Annotated in this window: 23 protein-coding genes; all 23 read right to left on the bottom strand. The window is 58.1% G+C overall.

Features of this window, described 5'->3' with window-relative positions; translation table 11 throughout:
- Positions 1 to 101: 101 nt before the first annotated feature.
- Positions 102 to 938 (bottom strand): WecB/TagA/CpsF family glycosyltransferase, encoded by an 837-nt coding sequence (locus QD461_RS24400; RefSeq protein WP_414090041.1) that lies wholly within the window; start codon positions 936 to 938, stop codon positions 102 to 104.
- Between the two features lie 353 nt (positions 939 to 1,291).
- Positions 1,292 to 1,819, bottom strand: coding sequence for a hypothetical protein (locus tag QD461_RS24395; RefSeq protein ID WP_414090040.1), 528 nt, complete (start codon positions 1,817 to 1,819; stop codon positions 1,292 to 1,294).
- The gene (locus QD461_RS24390; RefSeq protein ID WP_004114908.1) at positions 1,816 to 2,184 is read right to left on the bottom strand and encodes a hypothetical protein; all 369 of its coding nucleotides are present in this window, start codon (positions 2,182 to 2,184) and stop codon (positions 1,816 to 1,818) included. Before QD461_RS24390 ends, QD461_RS24395 begins: the two co-directional genes overlap by 4 nt.
- 13 nt (positions 2,185 to 2,197) lie before the next feature.
- Positions 2,198 to 2,791 carry a rod-binding protein gene (locus QD461_RS24385; protein WP_414090039.1) on the bottom strand — a complete coding sequence of 198 codons (594 nt, stop codon included), beginning with the start codon at positions 2,789 to 2,791 and terminating at the stop codon, positions 2,198 to 2,200.
- A 126-nt stretch (positions 2,792 to 2,917) separates the two neighbouring features.
- Positions 2,918 to 3,337 carry a hypothetical protein gene (locus tag QD461_RS24380; RefSeq protein WP_414090038.1) on the bottom strand — a complete coding sequence of 140 codons (420 nt, stop codon included), beginning with the start codon at positions 3,335 to 3,337 and terminating at the stop codon, positions 2,918 to 2,920.
- Between the two features lie 72 nt (positions 3,338 to 3,409).
- The gene (fliR, locus tag QD461_RS24375) at positions 3,410 to 4,162 is read right to left on the bottom strand and encodes a flagellar biosynthetic protein FliR (RefSeq protein ID WP_414090037.1); all 753 of its coding nucleotides are present in this window, start codon (positions 4,160 to 4,162) and stop codon (positions 3,410 to 3,412) included.
- Positions 4,159 to 6,246 carry a flagellar biosynthesis protein FlhA gene (gene flhA, locus QD461_RS24370; protein ID WP_184709480.1) on the bottom strand — a complete coding sequence of 696 codons (2,088 nt, stop codon included), beginning with the start codon at positions 6,244 to 6,246 and terminating at the stop codon, positions 4,159 to 4,161. The genes fliR and flhA overlap by 4 nt, the downstream gene beginning before the upstream one ends.
- A gap of 199 nt (positions 6,247 to 6,445) precedes the next feature.
- Positions 6,446 to 6,712, bottom strand: a complete 267-nt coding sequence (gene fliQ / locus QD461_RS24365) for a flagellar biosynthesis protein FliQ (protein ID WP_184709478.1) — start codon at positions 6,710 to 6,712, stop codon at positions 6,446 to 6,448.
- A 31-nt stretch (positions 6,713 to 6,743) separates the two neighbouring features.
- On the bottom strand, positions 6,744 to 7,253 hold the full coding sequence (gene flgD, locus QD461_RS24360) for a flagellar hook assembly protein FlgD (RefSeq protein ID WP_414090036.1): 510 nt from the start codon (positions 7,251 to 7,253) through the stop codon (positions 6,744 to 6,746).
- Positions 7,241 to 7,693 carry a flagellar biosynthesis repressor FlbT gene (gene flbT / locus QD461_RS24355; RefSeq protein WP_184709474.1) on the bottom strand — a complete coding sequence of 151 codons (453 nt, stop codon included), beginning with the start codon at positions 7,691 to 7,693 and terminating at the stop codon, positions 7,241 to 7,243. The genes flgD and flbT overlap by 13 nt, the downstream gene beginning before the upstream one ends.
- A complete protein-coding gene (gene flaF / locus QD461_RS24350; protein WP_184709472.1) occupies positions 7,690 to 8,037 on the bottom strand; it encodes a flagellar biosynthesis regulator FlaF in 348 nt (115 codons plus the stop codon). The genes flbT and flaF overlap by 4 nt, the downstream gene beginning before the upstream one ends.
- 37 nt (positions 8,038 to 8,074) lie before the next feature.
- Positions 8,075 to 9,118 carry a flagellar hook-associated family protein gene (locus tag QD461_RS24345; protein WP_414090035.1) on the bottom strand — a complete coding sequence of 348 codons (1,044 nt, stop codon included), beginning with the start codon at positions 9,116 to 9,118 and terminating at the stop codon, positions 8,075 to 8,077.
- Positions 9,119 to 9,121: 3 nt separating this feature from the next.
- On the bottom strand, positions 9,122 to 10,630 hold the full coding sequence (gene flgK, locus QD461_RS24340; RefSeq protein ID WP_414090034.1) for a flagellar hook-associated protein FlgK: 1,509 nt from the start codon (positions 10,628 to 10,630) through the stop codon (positions 9,122 to 9,124).
- 548 nt (positions 10,631 to 11,178) lie between these two features.
- Positions 11,179 to 11,850 carry a transcriptional activator Rem gene (gene rem, locus QD461_RS24335; RefSeq protein ID WP_184709466.1) on the bottom strand — a complete coding sequence of 224 codons (672 nt, stop codon included), beginning with the start codon at positions 11,848 to 11,850 and terminating at the stop codon, positions 11,179 to 11,181.
- A 280-nt stretch (positions 11,851 to 12,130) separates the two neighbouring features.
- The gene (locus QD461_RS24330) at positions 12,131 to 12,706 is read right to left on the bottom strand and encodes a transglycosylase SLT domain-containing protein (protein ID WP_414090033.1); all 576 of its coding nucleotides are present in this window, start codon (positions 12,704 to 12,706) and stop codon (positions 12,131 to 12,133) included.
- Positions 12,666 to 14,234 (bottom strand): flagellar hook-length control protein FliK, encoded by a 1,569-nt coding sequence (locus QD461_RS24325; RefSeq protein ID WP_414090032.1) that lies wholly within the window; start codon positions 14,232 to 14,234, stop codon positions 12,666 to 12,668. The genes QD461_RS24330 and QD461_RS24325 overlap by 41 nt, the downstream gene beginning before the upstream one ends.
- 2 nt (positions 14,235 to 14,236) lie before the next feature.
- A complete protein-coding gene (motC, locus tag QD461_RS24320) occupies positions 14,237 to 15,541 on the bottom strand; it encodes a chemotaxis protein MotC (RefSeq protein ID WP_414090031.1) in 1,305 nt (434 codons plus the stop codon).
- Between the two features lie 3 nt (positions 15,542 to 15,544).
- Positions 15,545 to 16,978 carry a MotB family protein gene (locus QD461_RS24315; protein WP_414090030.1) on the bottom strand — a complete coding sequence of 478 codons (1,434 nt, stop codon included), beginning with the start codon at positions 16,976 to 16,978 and terminating at the stop codon, positions 15,545 to 15,547.
- Positions 16,975 to 17,607 (bottom strand): hypothetical protein, encoded by a 633-nt coding sequence (locus QD461_RS24310; RefSeq protein WP_414090029.1) that lies wholly within the window; start codon positions 17,605 to 17,607, stop codon positions 16,975 to 16,977. Before QD461_RS24310 ends, QD461_RS24315 begins: the two co-directional genes overlap by 4 nt.
- A 249-nt stretch (positions 17,608 to 17,856) precedes the next feature.
- Positions 17,857 to 18,834: a flagellin gene (locus QD461_RS24305; protein ID WP_414090028.1), complete on the bottom strand. Its 978-nt coding sequence runs from the start codon at positions 18,832 to 18,834 to the stop codon at positions 17,857 to 17,859.
- A 250-nt stretch (positions 18,835 to 19,084) separates the two neighbouring features.
- On the bottom strand, positions 19,085 to 20,008 hold the full coding sequence (locus QD461_RS24300) for a flagellin (RefSeq protein ID WP_414090027.1): 924 nt from the start codon (positions 20,006 to 20,008) through the stop codon (positions 19,085 to 19,087).
- 469 nt (positions 20,009 to 20,477) lie between these two features.
- The gene (locus tag QD461_RS24295) at positions 20,478 to 21,395 is read right to left on the bottom strand and encodes a flagellin (protein WP_414090026.1); all 918 of its coding nucleotides are present in this window, start codon (positions 21,393 to 21,395) and stop codon (positions 20,478 to 20,480) included.
- A 252-nt stretch (positions 21,396 to 21,647) separates the two neighbouring features.
- Positions 21,648 to 22,571 (bottom strand): flagellin, encoded by a 924-nt coding sequence (locus tag QD461_RS24290; protein WP_414090025.1) that lies wholly within the window; start codon positions 22,569 to 22,571, stop codon positions 21,648 to 21,650.
- Positions 22,572 to 22,879: the final 308 nt, after the last annotated feature.

Raw genomic sequence — 22,879 nt, 5'->3', positions numbered from 1 at the left:
CATAGCGGGTCATCTCGTGCGCTTGGCCTTACGACCAATGCAAATGTTAACCCACTCTAAACTTTCATAGGAAAGAAAGAGTTAACGCCGCGCCAGTAGCGTCAGCTCGCCAATTTGTCAGGAGGCATGAGGCGCGGCCGGGTCTGCTGCACCTCCATGCGGTCGATGCGGCCCTTGCGGCCGAACTGATGCCTTGCGACCTGATAGAGGAAGAGCGGCACGCCCAGCATATAACGCCGCCAGAGCCTGTTCGGCTCAAGCGCCAGGCGGAACAGCCACTCGCTACGCAGCGCCCTCACCAATGCCGGAGCGCGCGGCACCGTGCCGGAAACGAAATCGAAGAGTGCACCTACGGTCAAGACCAACCGTGCATGCTGCGGCCCGACGTGTTCGTCCACCCACTTCTCCTGCAGCGGAGTACCCATGCCGACGATCAGAATATCGATCTTCTGCCGGCTGATTTCCGCCGTGACCGCATTGCTTTTCTGTGCATCGAAGAAACCATCTGAAATGACGGTGAATTCGTGCCATGGAGCGTGCTGCCGCAGTCTTTCGGCTGCGTTCTCCACGACGGAACGGCGACCGCCGAGCAAGCCGATGCGTTTTGGCCGTTCCATGAAGGTCAAAAGCGCCGGGACGAAATCCGTGCCGTTCAGATTGGCGGGAAAGGGTTCGCCATGCGCGACGCGCGACGCAATATCGAGACCGACGCCATCGGGCAGGACCAGATTGCGCTCCAGAACCTCGCGGTAGCTGCCGTCGCGCAGCATCACCAGCATGTTGTGGGCGTTGACGAAGGAAATCGACGTTTGTCCGACGGGCAAGGATGCGAGTTCATTGACGAAAGTCAGCGCATCTTCCCAATCGAGATCACAAACCGGCAGATCAAAGATCATACGGCGAGACGCAACCGCGGCAAAATCAGCAACCTGTTTCAATCCAACAACCTCCTGCCGGCGCCATCGACATGACCGGCGCCGGTAACGCAAGGTCCTGTCGTTTCCCCGGCCATTGGCACGGCAACCACAGGTGCATTGCTAAAGGTCGCTTATAGCAGAGCAATCCCAAGCTTCCGTTAGGACAAAAAGCTGCAATTTCTCGAATTCGTCAGGATTTCATTAAGCATAGGCTGGGCAATGGCGCGACGGCAACCTGTTCCCGCCGGACACGATGCTTCGGCAGCCCATCTCTGCGCCGAAACGCCGAGCCGCAGCAGCCTGCCGGCATCGGCTATTCCGAAGGGTATCCAGCCATCTATTTCCCCGATATAGGATACCCGCCGGAACGACATCTATTCGATCGGAACCTTGGCCGCTGCCGCTTCCGGTACGATTTTTACCGGCTTGACCGTTTTCTTGCCGATGCTTTCCCCGCCGTGGGTTTCTTCCTTGGAGAGGTAGTCGAGTTGTTCGATCAGGACTTCGGCGACATAATCACCACCGAGCCGTTCGTTCATCCGCTTCTTCAAATCGCTGCGGAAAGCCGCAATGTCAAAATTCTGCGTATGGGAGATATCAATCGCATTGTTGCCGACCAGCAGAGAGAATAGCTCGTCGGTCGTCAGCTCCGGCAAGGGGATTTGCAGCGCGGTCGCCTTGCCCTTCTCCATCATGAAGGAGATGCGGGTCAGGAAGTAGCCGGTCACCTGGCCGTTGGCGATGACGGGAACATTGATCGATTCGCCCTTGACCAGTTCCTGCTGCGCCTTCTTGGCGTCATCAGGGCTGATCACGGGCGCCGTCGCCGTCTGCACTGAAAAATAGACCGAAGCCAATGTTACAGCGCAGACCCAAAGGCCGGTGAGCACGAGCTTGATCATCCGGCCTCACGGACGCGGAATTGCTCCTGCGAGTAAGTGCCATCGGTATCGGCATTCTGCGCGGCATTCTTCAAAATGTCGGCAACGGCGCGCACGGCCTCGAGATGAGCTTCAACGCGACGAGCGTTTACCACCAGCTTCTTCTTCAACCCATGCAGCTGCTCGACATGCGCAACCGCGAGATCGGCGGGGTCGGTATCGCGAAACAGCATCGACAGTTCGTAGAGGCAGCGGCTCTTGTGAGCGTTCGACACCTTCAAATCGAATTCCGGGTCGGTACCGATCCGGTTGTTCTCGTTGTCGATAATCATCTCCAGACGGCCAAGGACAGATTTGATCCGATAGTCCTGTGACATCACTTCCATGTTGTTACCTCGCTTATGCTCTCTGGGACGTCAGCGTATTATGATTGGTAATGCTCGTGTCGCCGTCATTGGCGTCATGGGCAGCAAGCGTCTTGCGCTGAAAATCCGTGATGGCGCTGAGCGCCATCTTCTTGTCGTTCTCGTCGGTCGTAGCGTTGACAACGCCGCTGTTACGCATCTTGTCGACCTGTTCCTTGTACATTTTCTCGGCGATGCCGACGCCGCCATCCTTGGCGAGCGTGTTGCCGAGCTGCTCGGCCATCATTCCCTTCCAGATCTCGCCGGCCGAGCCCTTGCCATAGAGCGTCTCGCTGCTCGGCAGCATGTTCTTGACGAAGTTCTGCAGCACCATGGCTTCGAACTTGCGGTAGACCTGCGGCACCTTCGAGGGGCCGGCATGCGTGTTGGCATTGCCGAGGCCGGCCTGCGACGAGGCGGTATTCAGCGCATCGACGGCGGCGCCGAAGCCATTGCCGTTTTCCGCGAGGCTGGTGGCGGCAAAGGCGGCCTTATTGGCGGCGAGCTTTGCTTGGGCAATCTGGACATCGTCCGGATTCGCGGCCCTGACAACATCCAGAACCAAATCACTCGGAGGCGAAATAGCCACGTCACGTCTCCTTCTGCTATCGCACGCTCCTCAAAACCAAATGCAACGGATGAGGACATGTCGAATCAAACGGTCGGAGCAGGCTGGCAACCTTGTGATGCATGCCATGCTCCATGATCGCGGCGATTATGAATTTTGAAGCTTGCTGGAGGCTGGCGTTGCGCTGGCGAAGCGCTGGTCGATGATATCGTAGACCGCATTATCGTCCGCTTCACGAGTTTCAAGCGCCCGGGCATCTTTCATATGCTCTTCCAGCCGGTCACCCTTGGTGCGCTCCTGCTGAACCTTCATCTGAATCAAGGTCTGGATGCTTTCGAGCTGTTGGTCCTTGATAGCCAGGCGGCCGTAGCGTTCGGCATAATGGATCGAAAATGCCATATGTACGGGGTCGGAAGAGCTAATGGCATCCATGACCCTCTCCATCGATTCGGTAACTTCGAGACGGTGACGGGTGGTATCGGCGAGCTCATTTTCAGCGATGCGCTCCAGATGGCGCTGCACCGCGACAAGGCGCTTCAGTTTCTCGGAACGGCTTTTCTCCGCCATCGTCTACCTGCCCACCAAGCGGGTGTCTAGGACCGCCTCGAATGTATATTTCTTGGCCCTGTTCCTCATCGGCTAATGCCCGTTATAGACGCTAAGAAACGCGTTGGAGAACTGATTAATCACCGCCGCGATGCTCAAATAAAGCATGAACAAGCCACCCATCAAAAGATAGGGCGTGGAGATGAAGTAGATCGGGATCTGCGGCGCCAGCTTGTTGATGAAGCCGATCGAAATCTGGAACATCATGCCGTAAAGTAAAAACGGGCTCGACAGCCTGAGCATGATGAAAAAAGTCGTCGATAGCGTATCCGTGATCGATATCAGTGCGGATCGCGGATCGATGTGACCACCGAAGGGGATGACGGAATAGGAATCGACCAGCGCCTGGAGAACATAGTGATGGAAATCCAGGATGAAGAGGACCATTAACCCGCAAAAGCTGATGAAGCTGGTCAATGAGGTCTCGCTCGAATCTTCGACAAGATCGGCGCCGGCCGGTGCGTTAAAGCCGATCAGCATCGATATGACCGTGCCGGCAAACTGCAAGCCGAGCGTGTAGATGCGAGCCATCATGCCGTACATCAGGCCGATGACCATTTCCGTGAAAATCAGTCCGATATAGCTGGCGCCGTCTTTTGCCACCGCCGGATAGATCGTGTTCCACAACAGGGGCAGGACGGCCATCGACAAGGCCGCAGCGAGCAGAAGCCTGATCTGCACCGGTACGCGGCCTGACGAAAATCCCGGGAGCACCATTATGCAACTGCCGATGCGGCAGAAGGCGACGAAAAGCGCCAGAATGGTCCCCTGGGGGTCAGTTATCATGAAATCGAACCTAGAATCTTGATCTCGATCCCCTTGGCCAACTCGACATGCGACAGAACCGGAAGCGTCGCGAACAGGCGTTCGATGATCATGCGCACATAGGAGCGCGTTTCCGGCGACGTGACAAGAACGAAGGGCATGCCGCGATCCATGTATTCACGGATAACTTTGCCCGCCTGCTCGCTGAATTCTTCCAGGCTGCGCGGATCGATATCGAATTCGACGATTTCGCCCTTCTGGTCGCGCTTCAGCGCCTGATGGAAGATCAGATCCCACTTACTGCCGAGGCGCAGGACGCGCAGCACGCCGTTGTCGGCCAGGTCGCCGCAGAGCTGCTGTGCCATGCGTATGCGGACATGCTCAACGATCTGCTCGGTCTTTCTAACATGCGGCGCGAGTTCTGCAACCGCTTCCAGGATAAGGTGCAGATTGCGGATCGAGACGCGCTCGGCGAGCAACAGTTTCAGCACCGCCTGCAGGCCCGAATAGGACATGTGCGACGAGCAGATTTCGTCGGCCAGCTTCTTGTACTCCGGATCGAGACGCTCGATCAGGATCTTCACGTCCTTGTAAGAGAGAAGCGCCGGCAGGTTGTTGCGGATGACCTCGCTCATATGGGTGAGCACGACGGAGACGTTGTCGATGGGCTGGAAACCTTCGCGCTTCAGATCCTCGGCGAAAGCCTCGAGAACGGAGACGGCGGGCATACCGAAAGCGGGTTCGCGAATCTCGTCGCCCGGAACGGTCGGCTTGCGGCCGGAGCCGGTGACCACGAGCACTTCGCCGACACGCAGCATGTTGGACGCGACCGTGGTTCCATGGATCCGGATCTGGTAGGACTTGTCGGCAATGGCCATATCGTCGATCACTTTGATCTCCGGTACGACGAAACCGTACTGGGTGGCGAACTTCTTGCGCATCTTGCCGACGCGGAAGGCCAGCTCTTGATGGGCCCCGAGCAGGCGCGTGGAAACGATCTTGCCAAGAGCCAGTTCGATCTCGGCGGTCTTCAGAACCGACTTGACCGAATCCTTTTCCATCTCCTTCGACTGCATCACCTTCTGCTCTTCGGCGTCGCGGCGCAGCTTGTTTTCGGCTTCGATCTGGCGCGGAATAAACCAGGCACCGGCGGCCAGCAATCCACCGAGGAACACGAAAGGCAGGAAAGGCATGCCGGGCATTACAGCGAGAATGCCCATAAGGACGGCCGAGACGGCGAGTGCGCGTGGATAGCCGCTCAGCTGATTGATGACCGCCTGGTCGGTGGAGCCAGCCGTGCCGCCTCGGGAAACGAGAAGACCCGCGGCAAGCGACACGACGAGTGCCGGCATCTGCGACACAAGACCGTCGCCGACGGAGAGCTTGACGAAGACATCCGCAGCCTGACCGATCGGCATGCCGTGACGGAAATAGCCAATGATGATGCCGCCGAAGATATTGATACAGGTGATCAGAAGGCCGGCAACGGCATCGCCGCGCACGAATTTCGAGGCACCGTCCATCGCACCGAAGAAAGAGCTCTCCTCTTCCAACTCACGCCGCCGCCGCTGCGCTTCCTTTTCGTCGATCAGACCGGCCGAAAGGTCGGCATCGATCGCCATCTGCTTGCCGGGGATAGCATCCAGGGTGAAGCGGGCGCCGACTTCGGCGATACGCGTCGCACCCTTCGTGATGACGATGAAGTTGATGGTAATAAGGATCAGGAAGACGATAAGACCGATGACGAAATCGCCCGACATGACCAGGCTCGCAAAGCCGGCGATAACGCCACCGGCGGCGTCGTGCCCTTCATAGCCATGCGAAAGGATGACGCGCGTGGTCGCGATGTTCAGCGCAAGGCGCGTCATCGTGGCGATCAGCAGGATCGTTGGGAAGGATGAGAATTCAAGCGGTTTCTTGATCCACAATGCCACCATGAGGATGAGCACCGAAAGCGCGATCGAAAAAGCGAGTCCAAGGTCAATCAGAAATGCCGGGATCGGCAGAAACAGCACGCAAAGGATGACCATAATACCGAGGGCAAACCCGATATCACGAATGCTGGGATTAGCTTTTGGGAGCGCTAGTGCGGGTGGTTGTGCCATCGACCGATTTTCCGTCTCTTCATGAGAGGAGGCAAACGGCTGAGCCGCCTGCCCTATTCGAACCGATCTTTAAAAGGCGAAGCTTGCGCGAGAATGGCTTTGATCGACGAAGCGCATGATCCGAAACATGATTCAGCTGCTGGTCGCGACGTCCAAAGCGCACCGCGACCTTTCCCATCCGCCCTTTGGGCGAAATGCCTCAGAAGCCCGACTGAATGCGGGAAAAGACGAGATTGGTGAAGATCGAGATCTGCGAGCCGACGAAGGGAGCCGTGACACCGATCGTCACCATGACGGCAACAATCTTCGGCACGAAGGTGAGTGTTGCCTCCTGCACCTGGGTCAAGGCCTGAACCAAGGCAATCACCAGGCCCACAACCATCGCTGCGAGCACGGCCGGACCGGAAGCTACAAGCACCGTCCATATGGCCGCCTGGAAAATATCCAACGCATCGGCTTCATTCATGCAACGTCATCCCCTGTTCAGCAGCTACTCATTAGCTGCTGGTCGAATCCCCGTTCGAATTCGACGAATCGCTCGAGCTATTATCACTCGACGCGGCCGGGGTATCAATGGTGGTTCCTGCCGGAGCGATGGTCACGCCGGCCTGGATCAGAATCTTGTCGCCGGCATTGGTCTGGGCGATGATACCATCTGTATAGACGGTAACTTCCTTGATGGTGCCCGTCGTCTTGCCGTCGGCGCTCATGATCTGCTTGCCGATATAATCGGAGGCCTGCGAGATCCACTGGTTCTGCAATACCGTTTCCAGATGCGAATTCGTCTGGATCTGCTGTTCGACCTGCGAGAAGCTCGCCAGCTGAGAGATCTGCTGGGTGGCGTCCATCGGGCTGGTCGGATCCTGGTTCTTCATCTGAGCGACGAGGAGCTGCAGGAAATTGTTGTAGTTCAGGTTAGCGCTTACGGCCGCGCCGGCGGCAGTCTTCGAGGAATTGCCCGAAGACGAGCTTCCGGTCGCGCCGGCAAGGGGGTCTACCGCTGCCATGGAGCGATCTCGCGGCGGATGTGCTCGATGGTCGCCGCCGGCATTTCCTGATTGTTCAGAATACCGTCTTCGATCGGATAGAGCGTACGGATAGCCTTCAGAGCATCGAAGGCACGACCCGTTGCGACGAGGCCGTCGATGCGCTTCAGCTCGGCCAGCACTTCCTCATTATGGAAGCACGACAGCAGCATGACGATCGATTTGCGGAACATTGCCGTCGACTGCTCTTTGCCCTCGGGATTGATGAGGATCATCTGCGCGATGAAATAGAGCTGACGCATCGGGGTCGTGGCGTCTTCCGGTTGAAGCACGTGGTTTTCAAGCAGGAATGTCACATCATTCAGGAATTCCAGGGCGACCTTGCGATCGACGCGCAGAACAGCCCCGTTGATAAAGATCTTTTCCCCGGCTTTAAGCGATATGCGAAGCGTACTTTTCATTTAAGTCCATCCCTGATGATGGTGGTGACATCGATGATGCCTTGATAATTAACCGACTGGCGCCGCCGGATTCGTTCGCATTCCTTCAAAATCCAGATAGCGATCGAAATAATATTGGCCCGTAGTTCGACGTTAAGCTGGTTCTCCGGACTTTTTAGGTCCTCGACGAAGCTCACCCATACGCGCTGCGTATAATAGAGAGCTTCGATCGCTTCCCGGCCGTATTTTTCCGCATCACGGGCCGCAGAAAGGAGAGCTATCGACCGGTCCAGAACTTGTCGTTCTCGCTCCTTGGCGTCGGCCACTGCATCCTGCATGACTTCCGCATATGAGAACTGATACATTCATGCATCCTTCCTGGTCATTCCTTCCCTTTGATCATCAAAGGTAATTTACAAGGCTTAGCTGCTGGATCTTGGAGACAATAGTATAAGCCGTTTGGAGCTCGGTCTGAAGACTGTTGACCTTCGTCGAGGCCTCGTAGGGATCCACCCCTGTCAGATCGCCTATATTTGTATTCAGAATGGTCTTCTGTGCGTTCAACGTCGTGTTCGCGTCCGACAGGCGCGATTGCGACAGCCCGAGCTGGCTAGCCTGATTGTTCAACCCGTCGATCGCCTGGCGCGAGTAGCTGATGGCCTGATCGGTGACCGCGCTCAGCGCATCCTGGCTGAGGGCGGGCGTCGTTTTCATCAGCGCATTGGTAACACTGGTGGCGAGCGCCAGATAGCGCATACCGGCAGAGTTCGAATTGGTCGAGGTTTCAACCACGTCGGTATTGCTGATCCGGCTCGTCATGTTCTGATCCGAAGCGCTCGACCACTGCGACCAGCCGGCGTCGGACGTGAACATCGGCTCAACTGTCGTCGTGATAAAATCCTTCATCTGAGCGCCGGTGAGCTTATCGACCGTTGTGCCCTTGCTGGTGGCATAGGTCCCCAACGCGGTTTGGATCGCCGCGTTTGTCGTTGCCGACTTGTCGGTCATAGGCTGAACATCGGTGTTGGTGCCGGCAAAGAGATATTCGCCGTTGACCATGACGTTGGCGGAAGCGATGACGCTCGACAGTGTCGATGTCGAGAGCTGCTGGGTCAGCGCAATGCTGGTGCCATCGGTGTTGCCGCGCAGCGCCACCAACTGATCCATGAGTTTCTGCGCGTTCGAGCTCATGCCGGTCAGCGCCGTCTGCGACGTCGTCATTCGCTGGTTTGCAATCGAGTTGCTGCCCAGAATGGAATCGATGCGCGAAACTTCTCTCGTCAGGTTGACGTTGAGCGATGTATTGCCGCCGAGGGAGACGCCGATATCGGCATAGACGCCCGTGGTCGCTTCGGTCGAAGCGCTCGTCATCTCGTTCTGCGCCTGACGGATCGTCTGGCGCATGGCGTTCTGAATGGCTTGGCTCGAAATGAAAGAAAGTTTCATGGCTTAGCTCGCAATATCCAGTACCGATTGAAGCATCGCATTGACGGCGTTCAATATCTTGGTTCCAGCCTTGTAGGACTGTTCGATATCCATCATCAGCGTCAGCTCTTCGTCGAGGTTGACACCCGTTGCATTCGAATAGGCGCCCGAGGAGCGCGACAGGGCCGCCGAGGTATTTTCCGCCGCCGAGGTTGCCGAGCTGCGCTGGCCTTCGAGCCAACCTATGGAGCTCGCCGAGTAGCTCATGAGGGTGGCGCTGGTATCGGACCCGGCACCGCCGTCAAAGCTGATTTTCGTGTTCATCGCGGTGATCAACCCATCGAGCTTCCCCGAATAGCCGGCATCCAGGGGCTTTGACGGGTTAGCCGGATCATAGCTCGGGTTCGTGATATAGGCGCTGCCGTTGATACCGCCGTCGCGCAGCAGGCTCGGATTGGAGACCGCAGCCGCATTGAGCTTGAGAGTACCGGCAAGGCCAGTAACAACTGCCCCGGTGTCCAGTCCGGTGCCAGCGGTCCAGGTGGCCGGTGCACCGGTGTAGGTGAACAGGCCGGCGGCCTTTGTTGTGCCGCTGGACGTCGTTTCCGCAAATGTCGAGACCAGGCCGCGTGCGATTTCGTCAAGCTGCCTCTGATAGGTGGGCGCAACGGTGTCGCGAACTTGAAGCGAGGCCTGAAGGCTGCCCTGCGCGGTCGTGCTCGCGCCCTGTCCTGGGGTCAGCGCCACCCCATCGATGTAGACATTGTTGCCCTGCGTCCCCGCCGTATAGGTATTCGTCGGTGTGAAAGTCACCGTACGCGGGATGGTTTCGAACAGGGTCGTGCCGCTCGAAGTGTATAGCGCCATATCGTTGCCGTTGCCGCGCGTTACCGCGGTCACACCGACGATCTGCGAAATCTGCTTCAGAAGCGAATCACGCTGGTCGAGCGCATCGGCAGCCGCACTCGAAGTCGGGCCGGCCGTCGCTGTTGCAGATTTCACCGCGTCATTCGCCGTCTGGAACTGCTTCAGCAGGCTGTTCAGCGTGTCGACGTCGGAGCTGATCTTCTTGTCCGCATCCGTACGCGCATTTTGTACGGCCGTCGTGGCATTGTTGAGCGAGGTTACCAGGCTCTGAGCCGCATTGATTGCCGACTTTGCCGCCGTCGTGTTGGACGGTGAACCGGAGAAGTTCTGCATCGCGGTCTGGAATGCCGCCAGATAGGTGGCTGGCGCGATTTCGTTGTTGTTGCCGCCAAGCGTGGCCGACTTAAGGTTGCCGTAAGCGGCCAAAAGCAACTGCTGCGCCGCATCGGACGAGGAGTTGGTAAGAAAGGCCGTTTGCAGCGCCGGCTCCTGGCTGCGAGCGATCTTGACGACCTGCGCGCCAGTCCCGTTGGTCGTGAGTATGGCCTGTCGACGCGAGTAATCGGCATTATTCGCGTTTGAGATATTGTTCGACACGACGCTGCTCTGCGTGCCGGTATTGTTGAATATTGCCTGCGCGTTGTTGAGAGCTGATGTGAGCGTCATGACTGACTCGATACCCTATTCGTTTTTGCGCCGCAGATCGGCCGATGGCACGCCGGATGCGTCAGGTTAGCCCATCGAGGTGAGACCGACGGAATTGAATAGACCGACGTTGGCACCACCCAGTGGATTCGAAATGACCGCCTGGAAGCGTTTTCGCATACGGGACCACCGAGACGAGCCGGCATCGCACGGGTGACCATACCGGAGACGACGCCCAGACGATTGGTCTGCACATCCCCTTCCGCAGTCACGATCCTTACGTTGCCGAAATTCCTCATCTGGAATCCTCGTTATCCTTCATGCGACTGAGAGTAGGTGGCGGGCCTTGCGTGAAGCTGTCTGTGAGGACAGAAAACCGATCATTGTGAAATCGCTCCGCCAAGTATCCCGACAAACCGGCAAGCGACGCTCACCAAGCACAAAATGTAAGGCATAACGCACCATTTAACTTGGGCGGCACCAGCTGCCTCGCAAAAAAAGAAGCCCGGGAATCGGTGGATTCCCGGGCACATAGTTAAATTCGGAAAGCTAGAGGCTGGCGGGAAGCTTCACTCCCAATCGATGCAATAGCCGAGGAAACGCTTGGAATCGACGGGATCGAAATCCAGCTTCTTGCGAAGCTTCTTGCGAAGCTTCGAAATGTGGCTTTCGACCACGTTCTCTTCAACTTCCTCGTCGAAGATGCCGTAGATGGCATTGAAGATCTGCGTCTTCGTTACCCGGCGACCGCGGTTCGCAATCAAATATTCCAGGATGCGACGCTCACGCCGCGGCAGTGCAAAAACCTCGCCATTGATCTCCGGATCGCGACCATCCGCAAAAACGCGAATCGGTCCGATATCGGTATAGTTGCTAATGGCCTTCAGCCTCCGGCGGATCGCTGCGGCCCTTGCCAGGATCTCGCGGGGATGTACCGGTTTGCGCACGACGTCGTCCACGCCGCAATCGAAGAGTGCAAGCGTCGATTCGAGCGAGGGTTGATCGCTGACTGCGATGACTGGCGCCGCCGTCCGGTCGCGAATCGCTCTCGGCAGCTCGTGAACGTGCTGTCCCTGCCCGATCAAAAACGCTTCGACAGCGGCAATATCGCCCTCGGCCGCCGTGGTAACCCATTCGCCAAATTCGCGTGGGTCAAATCCCGTGGACGGGATGCCCTCGCGCCCAAAGAGTGATGTATATCCGTCCTTAACGAGCTCTCGCTCATCAACCACTACGATCATTCGTCCGCCTCCGAATCAGTGTGGTGTTTCGATGACCTATGGGTACGAATCGGGCGAATCACGAACAACTGTCGGAAATGAGTGGCAGAAATTAATAATTGATTAACCATAGGGGTGCGATTTGCACTACATATAGTAGGTAGTTATCAAATCACACCAATAAAAAACTTGTTTGTTAGCTTATCGTTAATAGGCATATTTTGGGCAATCTGGTGGCAGTCAATCGCAGCGCAAAAGTTAGCGCCAGCTAACCAGAAGGCGAATACAATCTATAGGTTGTCTAATTGCGGCAGAATGTTGCCGCGTTGGCCGTCCATTTGCCGTAACCCGTCGCGACCAAATTGGCGATCACGCGGCAAACATAGACCTTCTGGGCGGGGTCGTTGTTCGGACCGGCATGGTATCTTGCTACCGCCATCGTCCACGTTTCATGCCTGTCGTGAAGATTGCGGAGAAACTTCGCGGCATATTCGACATTGCTGCGCGGGTCGAACATTGCCTCCACGGAGGTAAAATTCTCACCGTGGAAATACTGATTTATCTGCATGCAGCCGACGTCGATAAGCTTGGCGCCGCTCTGCCTTGCTGCGGCAAAAACCTGTAGGGCGGCATTCTCGGAGGGCGGAAAGATGGGCCGTCCTTCGACATTGAGCGCATAGGGGTAGAGTGAGCCTTTGCGTCCTGTCTCCGTCAAACCGACCGAATAGAGTATTCCTTCCGGTATTCCGTATTTCGCGGCTGCCGATTGGATCTCGCGTTCGCAGAGGCCGGCGGCGCCATTATTTGGCGGTGTCGGGTTAGCCGATGCTTGTGCATCAGAGGTAAACCGCACCAGAGCGAGAACGCTGAACGCCACCAGCAGCGCCGCCGTCCACGCCGCGCTCACTCGAACCGCGATTGCCCTTGTTTCCATCTGCTTGCTGCCCCGAATAGTTCTGGCCTCGCGGACGCGCGTCACCGCCCTGCCCCTGGTTCAGCAAGGATTGCTGCTGCTGTTGACTCGATCCGGACTGCCGGCCGCTATCCGACTGCTGATCCGAATTGGAGGCCATGGAGACGGTAATGCTGTCGACCTGATAGCCCTGCGCTCGCAGAGCATCGACCATGCGGCTCTGATCCGCGTGCAGCTGTCTGTAGGCCTCGCCCGTCTGCACCTTCAGATCGACGGTCAGTTGATCGCCGGAAAGCCGCATCGTAGCAGTAACATCGCCAAGATTGTCGGGGCGCAACTGGATCTTCAGCGTGTTGACGACCTTGCCTGTGCTGCCGAGATTTGCGGCGTTGGAGAGTGCCGAACCCGGCTGCATTGCGGCCGACCATTCGCGATTTCCAGCCAGCGATCCGGTGACCAATGCCGAGTTGGCAGCAAGCCCCAGATAACGACGTGAATCGAGAACGGTGACGGTTTGTGCATCGCCGCCGGCAGCAGCGGATATCTTGACGTCGGCCGCCTCCTCGCCGCGCTTGGCGATCGACATGTCAAGCGCGCTGGTTTTCCCATCTGCGCGCGCCAACCGGAAGGTCTGCGCCGTGTCGGTCGTCGCACCGTCTGTCGGCATGGCTTGCTCTGCATTAGCCGCGGCATCCTTCAACCCCGCGGCGGAAAGTGTTACTCCCTGGACCTTCGCATCGCCGCGAACCTGTCCGTTGTTCGCGGCAGCCTCCTGCCCAGCAACAACGGTTTGCGCGACATTCAGCAGCGAGAGAGCGTCGGTAATCGAATTCGCAACAGGCGCGCCTTGCGTCGCCGTAGACTTACCATCGTCGGCCGAAGATGTGTCCTTGTCAGACTTTGTGGATGGTGCCTTGCCATTGCCATCCGCGGGAACGGCCTGACCGCCGGCGACGGCTTCCGCCAGTTGTTGCGCGATCTCGGCAAGCTGCGCCGCTGCATCCGCCTGCGTCGGTACTTTGCCAGTATCGGGCATCGCCGCCGTCGGATCGTTGGCACCGGCAGCACGGCCCGCCTCTGCGGCGGAAGGATCGGTTCCAGGCATCGCCTGTGCGGCCTTCTGAAGCTCGGCCAGCGACTTCGAGAGCGAGAGAGGACCGGCATCCTGAAGGGACTTCGCCCCTTTCACCAGGCCGGCCAGATTTGCGATATTCGCGGCGGACGTATCGATCATCCCGACTCCGACATTAACCCTGTCATCGATAGCAAGCGCCGCCTTTGCTGCGCCCACATCGCCGTCGGAATTGTCATTGGCTGTTTTCGACGTACCTGTTCCGGCATCCGCGCCAGACGAATTGCGCCCGTTGCCGAGCGAATTGGCCAATGCATCGAGAAAACCCTTGCCATCATCCTGCTTCCCGGAGCGGGAGCCCTTTGCGGCAACAAGAATATCTGCGCCGGACGAGGCGCCGGAGACACCGATGTCGTTCATGATCAATGACTTCCCTGCTTCAACATGCCGTCGATAGCATCCAGCTTCGAGCGGCTCGTCGTGACGAATGCGTTGAACGAAGAGTCGGCCTCCTGCCCCCCTCCCTTCGAGACGGGAGCTGCCTTTACCGCGCCTCCCTGCTCAACACCCGCTATGCCGGGGGACTGGCCTCCCGTTTTAATCGTCACAGCAGCATCGTGTTCAGTATTCTGTTGATTGGGCAGATTAGGAACGTTGCCTTGCCCGAGGCTTGCAGGATCGGGCGCCCGCAGAATCTCCTCCGCCACGGCCGTCGCTGCGTCGCGCAGTGCGCGATCCCGTGCATTCAGCTCGCCGGCGGGCATTTGATTGAGGTTGCTGATCGCCGCCTCCACATCCGACGTCGAAACGCCGGCTACGCCGCCGTAAAAACCCGCCAGCGCGCCGAAGGCATCACTACCGTCACTTGATATGGCCTGAGCGCGGCCCGCCGCGAGCGCGGCCAGATCGGCCTTGCCGGCAATCGCTGCGCGACGAGCCATGCGCAGATAGATCTCCCGCTGCCTGGGTGGATCCATCGAGGCAAGGATGTCGATGATATCCTGCTGCTTGACGTCGGAATCGTGATCCACGACCAACTGCACGAAGAGGTCGGCAAACTGGCTGGCATAGGGAGAATGCAGGAAGCGCCTCGTATAGCGCCTCGCATATTCGATCCCCTGCGGCACCATCCCGGCATCGGCGCACAAAGCAAGCGAGCGGCGCAGTGCGGACTCCTCGACGACGGTGCCGGGCGCCAGCAACCGGGCCCAATCGTAAAGCTTCAGGGCCGCCATGGCATTCTTGCCGGACATGACATTGCCGGCAATCAGCGAGAGGTAAGGACCGATCGGCTTGCCGCGATATTCCTTGGCGATATCCGCAAGGGTATTGACCACCAGCAGACCCTTGCCGTTCAGATATTTTCTGAGAACGTCGGCAACGCGATTGTCGAAATTGCCGTTGATATCACGCTGCATAAGGTATTCGAGCGTTTCCGGATTGCCGCCGCTCATCGCATAGGCGAGAGCCGCGTCGGAATTGCGGGTATCTTCGAAAATGGACTTATCCGCATTGCGCAGCCGCGCATCGATCGTGGCCAGCAGGAAGCGTTGCATCTCACCCGCTGAGCTATCGCCCGCAACCACGGAATCCTGAACGAATTCAAGCGAGCGCAGCATCTTGTAGAGCGGCAGGTTGTCCTGCCCCTCGGCACGAGCTCCCCACGGCGTCAATACGCCGAGGCTCAACGCAAGTGCAAGATGATGACGATGCCGTTTGCGCGCCATGGATTAGCCCTGCTTGCCTTGGCCCGGCTTGGCTTTCTCCAGCGCCGGTTTGACGGGGTTCTGGCCATCGGGCTTTGCGGGGTCCTTCGCGGCCTGAGCCGGCGAATTGACGATCAGTATCTCGATACGGCGGTTCGCGTCGTTGAAGGGATCGTTGGGCAATTTCAGTCGCCGATCTGCAAAGCCGGAGACCTGCGAAATCCGCTTCTCGTCGAGGCCACTGCTCGTCAGCATGTAATAGGCGCTCTGGGCACGATCGAGCGACAGACGCCAGTTGTCGTTGCGGCCGCTGACCATGTAAGGGCGTCCGTCGGTGTGACCGCGGATAAGGATCGCTCCCTTGCGCTCCGACAGCACCTTCCCGATCTTCTCCATGGCTAGCACCATCTCCCGGCGCGGCACGGCGGAGCCGATATTGAACATCGGATCGTTGCTCTGGTCGGAGATGGTCACCAGCACGCCGCCTTCGGCTGCCGTGACTTGCAGTCCCTCGGCCAGTTGACCGGCGATGCCGCCGATCTGCGCCTCGATCTCCTGCTGCAGCTGCTTGGCTTCCTGCTGCTGCGCCTTCGTCGGCGGAGTATCCTTGCTTGGAGAAACGGCGACGTTATCGTCGAAGCTGGAGGCGCTGCTTTGCTCTTTGGCGCTGGCAACCTGCTGCTGTTGTGACTGCTGCTTACCCTGCTGTTTGCCGACGGCCTGCGGCTCGCTCTGCGTCGGCTGCTGCTCGGCGATCTGCGGCTGATCGGCGGGTTGGCCGCTATCGGCTGCCGTCGCCTTGGACAGGGCCACGACCTCTCCCTTCGGGGACTTATCCGACTTGGCGGACTGTTCCTCATTCGCCTTCTTCGAGGCGCTGGAAACCTGAACCTGCTTCGTCCAAAAATCCGGGTCGAAGGGATCGCGATAGGCCTGACCGCCATCGGCGCCCGTAGCAGGGCCGGATTGAGCGGCACCGCCCTCGCCCTTGGCGCTGACATTGGCCTGCTGGCCGACTTCCTGTGCGATCTCAGCCAGCACCGAATAGGGATTTTCGAAGAAATCGGCCTCTGAATAGTTCGTCTGGTCGCCCGACGTCGCCGTCAGGTCCTCGCCCGTCTTGGCCGACTTGCCGTCATTCGGCTTGTCCTGTGCCTTGTCCGATTTCTGCTTGTTCTTCTCGCCCTCGGCCTTGTCGACGGGCTTCTTGAGCCCCTTCTCCGTGGGCTTCTCATCGGCGAGCTTGATAGGGTTGAAATAGGACGCGACCGAGGCCTTCGTCTCCTCATTGGCGGCATTGACCAGCCACATGACGAGGAAGAAAGCCATCATAGCCGTCATGAAGTCAGCATAGGCAATTTTCCACGCGCCGCCATGACCGCCTTCATGATCGCCGCCGCCGTGACGCTTGACGATGATGATCTCGTGCTTTCCGTGATTTTGATCGCCATCGCTCATTTCAGAATCTCTTTCAAGCTGGCGGCCCATGCGGACATGCGGGTCACAAGAACGCTCTCACCGATGGTTACCGTCAGATCGACATCTTCGGCTTCGACGTGACGCAGCAGAGTTGCGCTCTCACCAAGATTGGCCTGCAGCGCTTCGAAGAGATGGCGCGGGCCGCTGACGGAGATGGGGCCTGCGCCGCCATCGAGAATTGCGGTCCTGACCAGGTCGGCAAGATCGGTGACGGCCTTCATCGTCATCGTCTCGGTCATGACTGGCGCGAGAACCGCAGCCGCCTCCGCGCTGATGGCTTGGCCGAGCATCGTGGCAATACTTGCCAGGTTGACGGCAATTCTCTCAGCCGCCTGTTCTTCATAGCGTGTCCGCAGCGCATCCATTTCGGTTCGGAACGAGAGGCTCATGGCCTCGCACTCGGCACGATGTCTTTCAGACAGCTCCTGCGTCGCCGCTTCATGCCCTTCGGCAAAGGCGGCGCGGCGCTCGGCTTCGACGTCGACCGGCGGCTCCACCACACTTTCCGGAAAGTCCAGCGGCTCGGCGAAAGCCATATCCGGCATGTCCGCGGGCGGAGCTTGCTCGGCACCGAAGTCCTTGAGATATCGGGATATTGCCAGGCTCATGCGCGCATCTCCCCTTTCGCGTCGGCTAGACGCTGCGGGTGGATGCCACAAAAGGGCCGGTCATTTCCCATTCTCAAAACGTCGATCATCACGCTTCCGGTTTCCGTCTTCTGGCGACGCTGGCGGAGATGACGACTCTCTCCGGCAGCTTGCGGCGCAACCATGCCACTGCGCCGGACCGTAGGCAGTCAAACTTGTGCGAGGATGAATGCGGGGACGGCATTGGCCATCCCGCCGCGCCACCCGGCATCATTTGCCCTGAAGGATAATCAACACCTTGCTCGCCATGCTATTGGCGATCGACAGCGCTTGCACTCCCATCTGCTGCGCCGTCTGTAAGGCTGATTGCCGCGCCGCTGCTTCTTCCATGTTCGTGTCGACCATGTCGCCGACGCTGCTCTTGATGCTGTCGGTGAGCTTGGAAATATAATTCGACTGGTCGTCGATATTCGACTTCATCACACCGAGCGTTGCGCCGGCCGCCGTTGCAGACTTCAAAAGCGAACTCGTGACGTTGAGCATGTCTGTCAGCTGATCGTCGGTGGTGGTGCTCGAAATGGCGATTTCGGTGCCACCAGTTGGCGGCGTGCCGCCAGTGGCGGCCAGAAGATAGTAGTTGCGGGGCGTTGAGCCGCCGCTCGACGTGCTGAATGTGCTGGCATCGACATTCTTCGTCAACAAGCCACGGCTCGCATCGGCAGTATCGATCATCAAGGTTTGGGAACTGTCGTAGCCGATCGTCTCAAGGGTGATTTGTCCACCCGTGCCACGGGTGAAATTGCTGATGACCGACTGCTGCATGGTGGGATGCGCGTCCGTATTGTAGAGCCAGTTCTCATTGGAGAAGGAGGCCGACTGCGTGACAGACTGCAGCTGATTCTTAAGCTGCTGGATATCGGAATTGATGGCGGTCTTGTCTGTGCCCGGTTCCTTTGCCGAAACCAGCTTGGATTGGATCTGGGTCAGCAGGCCGACAACCGTATCCATGGCGGTCGATGCCGTGTCGACCTTGGAAGAGCCAAGACCGAGGGCGTCGTTGATGGTCGACAGGCTGCTCTGATCCGAGCGCATGGTCGTCGCCATCGACCAATAGGTCGGATCGTCGCTCGCCTTCTGAATGCGGTAGCCGGACGACACCTGCAGCTGTACGACACCGAGATCCTTGTTGACACCGCGTAACACGGTCAATGCCGCAGACGTGGCCCCATTCGCCGTCACATTGCTCATCAGAAAATCCGTAATTCCATTGGGATTGGCAAACCGGGCCGATCCGGCAGCAACGAATGGCCTCATGCCCACCAGCGGGAGATTTCCCAGCGCGGCCCGTCGCTAAAACAAGACGCCGCCCTCGCTTTGAGGAAAATCGAGAGGCAACCCTTGAACAGATACTGCAAATCAGTTGTCGATAAGGTTAACAAAAGCCAACGCGCGACGACAAGAGGTAAATGCCGTCGCGCTATCCTAGCGCAAGCTCCGATCAAGCTTTGAAGAGCGAAAGGACGCTCTGTGCGCTGGTATTGGCAATCTGCAATGACTGTATCGCCAGCTGCTGCTGCGTCTGCAGGGCAGACAGCTTGCTCGATTCCTGTTCCATATTGGCATCGACGAGCTTGCCGACGCCCGAATCAATGGTGTCGCGCAGCGTAGAGACAAAGCTTGTCTGCAGATCGATGCGGGTCGAGAGCGAGCCAAGCTGCGAAGACGTGCTGGTCATGGCATTGAGCGCGCCCTGCACGAGGTTCATCGCCTTGCCAATATCGCCACTGGTCATGCCGTTGATGTTGAGGCTGAAGACCGAATAGGACTTGCTGCCGATCGTCTGCTTGGTTCCAAGAATGCCTGAATTGGTATCGATCGTGCCGCCGGGCTTCGCGCCGAACATGACGTTGCCGTGAGAACCCGTATCGAAACTATAGCTGGTGCTATTGACCGCAACCGTGCCGTCATTGTTGCGCACGAACGAAGAAACGACCGATGCGGACGCGCCATTGGCCGCGAACATCCAGTTTTGACCCGAGAACGATGCCGACTGAGCAATGCTCTCCAACTGCTGTTGAAGCTGCGCGATTTCCTCCTGCACATCTCCCTTGGAGACACTGTTTTCCGTCGCAGCAACGAGCTTGTCCTTGATCTGCTGCACGACGTTTATCGCGTTATCCATCGCCGTATAGGCCGTATCGACTTTTGCGGCTCCCAGCCCCAGTGCGTCGGACACGGCGGAAAGCGCGCTGTTGTCGGAACGCATGGTGGTCGCGATCGACCAGTAGGCGGCATTGTCCGATGCCTTGGCGACGCGATAACCGGAGGAAACGCGGCTCTGCGTATTCTGCAGATTGCTGCTGATGCCGCGCAGAGTCTGGAGAGCGGACATCGCTGCGTCGTTGGTGAGAATGCTAGTCATTGAGGGTGCCCCTTGTGGCTGACATAGGAAGGGACATTCCGGTCTGCGGCCGGGAACGGCAATCAGCCTCATGCTTGTTAACCGACTCTTAGGAGAGGTTAACCAACCGTTGCGTTAGCTGCAACTGACAGGAATAGCGTTAATAAAAGGTTAACGTCATCCATAATAGTTAACAAAATCAGACTTCGTCGAGGCTGGACAAACTCGTGCAACGACGGCCGCATCTGTATTGTCACCGGATCCACCGGAGCGATTGCCGCTTCGGTTGCGAGAGAATGCCGATTTTTGCGTGGACCTTCGCCTGACACGGTCTTGCATGGCCAGGCGGGCCGGGCGCCATCTCCGGTCTGGAAGGTACTGCAGCAACGTAGCCTGCCCGCGGCTGCTGGCCGATAAACGAAAACCGCGCCCTGTGCAGGCGCGGTTGACGTATTTAAGATTTTCGGTCGGCGGTAGACGCCGGAACCTATTAGCCGCGGAACAGGGACAGGATCGACTGGCTCGAAGAGTTGGCGATCGAGAGAGACTGAACGGCGAGCTGCTGCTGCGTCTGCAGAGCGGACAGCTTGCTGGATTCCTGTTCCATGTTGGCATCGACCAGCTTGCCCACGCCCGACTGGATCGAGTCGGAGAGCGAATGAGCGAAGCTCGTCTGCAGGTCGATACGAGCCGAGATCGAGCCGAGGCGCGAGTTCATGCTGATCATGGAGTTCAGAGCGGTCTGAACCATGTTCAGGGCGCTGGAGATCTGGCCGGAGGTCATCTTGCTGATGTCAAGGCTGAAGACCGAAGCGTTGACGGTGGTGTTCTTGCTGCCCAGGATACCGGAAGCCGTGTCGAGAGCGCCGGCTGCATTCGTGCCGAACAGAACGTTACCAACCGAGCTGGTGTCGAACTTGTAGTTGGTCGAGCTGACCGAAACCGTGCCGTTGGTGCCGCGGATGAAGGAGGAAACGACCGAAGCCGAACCGCCGTTCTTAGCCATGACCCAGTTTTCGCCGTTGAACGAAGCCGACTGGGCAACGCTCTGCAGCTGCTGCTGCAGCTGRCCGATTTCTTCCTGAACYGACTTCTTGTCAACCGACGGTTCCATGGCGGTTGCAAGCTTGTTCTTGATCTGGCCGACGATGTCGAYCGCGCTGGTMGYGGCCGTGGTAGCCGTGTCGACCTTAGCGGCGCCGAGGCCGAGAGCGTCGGAAACRGCACCGATRGCGCCGTTGTCGGACTTCATGCTGGTGGCGATCGACCAGTAAGCRGCGTTGTCCGAAGCCTTGGCGATGCGCAGGCCGGACGAAACGTGGCTCTGCGTCTGCTGCAGGTTGCTGCTGATGCCGCGCAGCGTCTGGAGAGCTGCCATCGCGGAGTTGTTGGTAAGAATGCTCGTCATAATGTTTGCCCCTTTTGGCAGTGGTTAGAATAAGGGACATTCCGGACCTAAACCGGTAACGGCATTCAGCATCATGCCTGTTAACCCAATCTGTTAAGGTTAACTCGCCGCTTCGATGGTCCTAAGAAACAGCAATATAGTTAAAAAATCTTGAACCTCTAAAAACCCGAAAAAAATAAAAAAAACCGCGCCTTAGTAGGCGCGGTTAACGTCTTGTTTAAGATTATTGCTCGGCGATTAACGCCGAACCTATTAGCCGCGGAACAGCGACAGGATCGACTGGTTCGAAGAGTTGGCGATCGAGAGAGACTGAACGGCGAGCTGCTGCTGCGTCTGCAGAGCGGACAGCTTGCTGGATTCCTGTTCCATATTGGCATCGACCAGCTTGCCAACGCCCGACTGGATCGAGTCGGAGAGCGAGGAAGCGAAGCTCGTCTGCAGGCTGATGCGGCTGGAGATCGAGCCGAGCTTCGAACCCATGCTGGTCATGGAGTTCAGAGCAGACTGAACCATGTTCAGGGCGCTGGAGATCTGGCCGGAGGTCATCTTGCTGATGTCAAGGCTGAAGACCGAATACTGGGTGCCGCCGATGCTCGACTTGCTGCCGAGAATACCGGATGCCGTGTCGAGACCGCCGGCTGCAGTCGTGCCGAACAGAACGTTACCAACCGAGCTGGTGTCGAACTTGTAGGCAGTCGTGCTGACCGAAACCGTGCCGTTGGTGCCGCGGATGAAGGAGGAAACGACCGAAGCCGAACCGCCGTTCTTAGCCATGACCCAGTTTTCGCCGTTGAACGAAGCTGACTGAGCAACGCTCTGCAGCTGCTGCTGCAGCTGGCCGACTTCTTCCTGAACCGACTTCTTGTCAACCGAGCCTTCCATGGCGGTTGCAAGTTTGTTCTTGATCTGGCCGACGATGTCGATCGCGCTGGAAACAGCGGTCGAAGCGGTGTCGACCTTTGCGGCACCGAGGCCGAGAGCGTCGGAAACAGCACCGATAGCGCCGTTGTCGGACTTCATGCTGGTGGCGATCGACCAGTAAGCAGCGTTGTCCGAAGCCTTGGAGATGCGCAGGCCGGACGAAACGTGGCTCTGCGTCTGCTGCAGGTTGTTGCTGATGCCGCGCAGCGTCTGGAGGGCGGCCATTGCGGAGTTGTTGGTAAGAATGCTGGTCATTTGAGTGTGTCCCCTGGAAACTGGATACGAAAGGAGGACATACCGGACTGAGAATACCGGCGATGACGGAGCAGCTTCATGCCCCTCGATCCGTCTTCCTAGAGGACCAAACCCGTCATGTCGCGAGGAAAGTCGCATCCATTACTTGCCAATTTCTTAAATTCGGGCGCCTGGAAAATGGCTCTCAGGAACGTGGCTAAAATTCCGTAAAAGCATTTTCGACGGTTGCTTCGGTTTCAGGCAAGCTACGCAGGCGATGATCAAGCGAATCCATGATGCCGGCACTCGGCCGTTGACGAGAGCCGGTT

Source organism: Rhizobium sp. BR 314, from assembly GCF_047445805.1.
In the GTDB taxonomy this organism is placed as follows: domain Bacteria; phylum Pseudomonadota; class Alphaproteobacteria; order Rhizobiales; family Rhizobiaceae; genus Rhizobium; species Rhizobium lusitanum_B.
The sequence above is the reverse complement of the archived record's forward strand: the minus strand, read 5'-3'. Positions and strand labels throughout refer to the sequence as shown.